Below are 1,908 nucleotides of genomic sequence, written 5' to 3' on the forward strand. Positions count from 1 at the left end.
CAGTACGCCGACCACGTTGGCGGTAGCGACGTTGCGCAGGCGGAAAAGGCCCAGCGGGACCAGCGGTGTCGTGACCTTGGCTTCGATGGCCAGGAAGATCGCCATCAGCACTGCGGCAACACCCAGCAAACCGAGTGTCTGGCCTGACAGCCAACCGGCTTCGTTGCCGTTGACGATGCCGTAGACCGCCAGCATCAGCGCGGTGGTGACGGTGACGGCGCCCCACACGTCAAGCCGCGCGCCGGTGGCCTGCCCCTTGCCGCCGGGCAGCAGGAACAGGCACAGCGCAAACACGGCGCCGCCTATGGGCAGGTTGACCAAAAAGATCCAGTGCCAGTTGAGCGAATCGGTCAGCACGCCGCCCAGCAGCACACCGATGCTGCCGCCGCCGGCACAGACAAAGCCGTAGACACCCATGGCTTTGGCGCGCTCGGCCGGTTCGGTGAAGAGGTTCATGATGAGCGACAGCGAAATCGCCGACACCACCGCGCCGCCCAGGCCCTGCACCGCACGGGCCACCACCAGCAGCACCTGCGAATTGGCCAGGCCGCAGGCCAGCGAGGCCACGGTGAACAGCGTGAGCCCCGCCAGGAACAACCTGCGCTGGCCATACAGATCGCCCAGCCGGCCGCCCAGCAGCAAAAAACCGCCGAAGGTCAGCATATAGGCGTTCACCACCCAGACGAGCGAGGTCTCGGTAAAGCCGAGGTCTGTGCGGATGGATGGCAGCGCCACATTCACGATGGTGGTGTCGAGCACGATCATCAGCACGCCCAGGCAGAGCACCACCAGTGCCCACCAGCGCTTTCGGGTTTCCATGTTGTGTGTCATCTGCAGTTTCTCCCCGGTTCAATGAAGGTCGATCGGCGTCATCAGCGGAATCAATTCATGAGGCTCGTCTGGTTCGCAAACCCGGATGCTATCAAATCAATAGCTGGTTGCGCGCGTTCATATTGCTCTGGAGATCATTTTTATGATGAACACGCCGCAGGAGCGGTGCGGGGTGCCTGTGTCCTACAAGCGCAGCCGGATTTGGCGGATAGAAGCCGGGCATCCGGCTGGCTAATTTAGYGGTCAGGAAACGGGAGCACCGTGGCCCTCCCGGCACCCTGGCATAGCCCCGGCATGGCGGAAAGCAGGCGCCGGCTGGATCAGCGGTTGAGAATATGCAGGATGTTGCCGTCCGGGTCCTTGAACCAGGCGCCTTTGAAGTCGCCCGCGACATGCGCATCGCCTTGCAGCGTCATGCCGGGCATGTCGTAGTGTTCAAACACCACGCCTTTGGCCTTGAGCGCCTTCAGGATGTTGTCGAATTCGTCGCCCACGCCCCACGTGGCGGATGTGGCCTTGTTGGTGCCGGCGAAAGACGAGACATACACCACCACGGTGGCGGTGCCGCTCTGGTAGGTGAGCACGCCCTCTTCGGCGGTGTCCAGCGGCGTGAGGCCGAGCGTGCTTCCATAAAATTTCTTCGCCGCCGCAAGGTCCCTGACGGCGATGGTGGCCATGGCGTTTCGGTTGGCAAGCATGATTGGATGATGGCTCCTTTCAGCTCCCATGTTTGTGGCCGCGCCGGGGCATGTCAACCCTGGCCCAGCGGGAAAAATGTGTCCTTGTGTACGTGCACCGGACTCCGCATGCAAAGAAATGTATCCACGCTCCGCCGGCAGGTAAACCGGCGCAACACCCTGCAAGAACACTGGTATTGGGTACGGGGATAGCATCCAATGGTGACTGACCACACTCCCTTAGGAAGCCCATGCACGCGACAACCAACACCCCCACCAATACGCCTTCCAGCCTGAACCACCACCGCATCTGGATGCCGGTCTCCTTGCTGGCCCTGGCCACCGCGGCAGCCTTGCTGGCCGCGCAGGCACAAGCCCAGACCGCTGAGCCGGCCATGGC

The 1,908-nt window shown here is 62.7% G+C and carries 2 protein-coding genes; both read right to left on the minus strand.

Features of this window, described 5'->3' with window-relative positions; translation table 11 throughout:
• Positions 1–831 (minus strand): MFS transporter (locus AC1DWI_RS21250; protein WP_477725687.1); only part of this gene is annotated, 831 nt, incomplete at its 3' end.
• Between the two features lie 320 nt (positions 832–1,151).
• Positions 1,152–1,529, minus strand: coding sequence for a VOC family protein (locus AC1DWI_RS21255; RefSeq protein WP_477668193.1), 378 nt, complete (start codon positions 1,527–1,529; stop codon positions 1,152–1,154).
• Between the last annotated feature and the right edge of the window lie 379 nt (positions 1,530–1,908).

The sequence above is a fragment of the Polaromonas sp. P3_C2 genome (genome assembly GCF_056402675.1).

Excerpts from the sequence above, each read along its gene's own strand:
- AC1DWI_RS21255 (WP_477668193.1), bottom strand. The coding sequence starts at position 1,529 with ATGCTTGCCAACCGAAACGCCATGGCCACCATCGCCGTCAGGGACCTT.